Source organism: Saccharothrix mutabilis subsp. mutabilis (assembly GCF_039521145.1).
Lineage (GTDB): Bacteria > Actinomycetota > Actinomycetes > Mycobacteriales > Pseudonocardiaceae > Actinosynnema > Actinosynnema mutabilis.
In genome coordinates, this window is the sequence record NZ_BAAABU010000065.1 from 1 (window position 1) to 644 (window position 644).

2 protein-coding genes are annotated in these 644 nt (G+C 63.4%); both read right to left on the bottom strand.

The window, feature by feature from the left end; genetic code table 11:
• Nucleotides 1-395, bottom strand: a 395-nt coding sequence (locus tag ABD126_RS38595) for an AsmA family protein (protein ID WP_343940659.1), incomplete at its 3' end; no start/stop codon positions are given.
• The gene (locus tag ABD126_RS38600) at nucleotides 316-627 is read right to left on the bottom strand and encodes a 50S ribosomal protein L11 methyltransferase (protein WP_343940661.1); all 312 of its coding nucleotides are present in this window, start codon (nucleotides 625-627) and stop codon (nucleotides 316-318) included. The genes ABD126_RS38595 and ABD126_RS38600, both read right to left, overlap by 80 nt.
• Nucleotides 628-644: the final 17 nt, after the last annotated feature.

Below are 644 nucleotides of genomic sequence, written 5' to 3' on the forward strand. Positions count from 1 at the left end.
ACGTTGAGCCCGGCGATTTCCATCAGGCCACGGCTGATCGCGCCGTCGTTGATGAGCATCTTCAGGTCACCGTTGGAGGTGCCCAGCAGTGCCGCCACCGAGTTGCCGCGCCCGGAAATATCGGCATCGCCATTGAGTTCACCGAAGCTGGTCTTCATCGGTTCGAAGGTCGGGAACAGTTGTTTGAGCTTGAAGTTGCGCGCGGTGAGTTTGGCGCGACCCTCCATCGGCGTGGTGCGGCCATTCAGGCGAATCTGCGCATCCAGCTTGCCGCCGGCCACGCCAAAACGCAGGGGTTCCAGGCTCAGTTCGCCGTCAGTGAGTACCAGGTGGGTATAGAGGTCGGTGAACGGCAGATCGGCACTGTGCACGATGCGTTTGCCGGTGAATTCCACATCGGCATCCATCACGCGCCAGCGCTCGGTGCGGAATTCCCGAGCCGCAGCCGAAGTCCAGGACGTTGCAGTCTTTCAGGTCCTGACCGTCGAGCCATTCCAGGCACAGGGCGGTGGTCGGGTGGGTGCCGGTGCCGAACGCCAGGCCCGGATCCAGCAACAGATTGACCGCGTCAGGCTCGGGCGCGGCGTGCCAGCTCGGCACGATCCACAGGCGCTGACCGAAACGCATTGGCTGGAAGCCGTCCA

Bases quoted from the DNA above. Each gene is read 5' to 3' on its own strand.
- ABD126_RS38600 (WP_343940661.1), bottom strand. From the start codon at position 627: ATGCGTTTCGGTCAGCGCCTGTGGATCGTGCCGAGCTGGCACGCCGCG.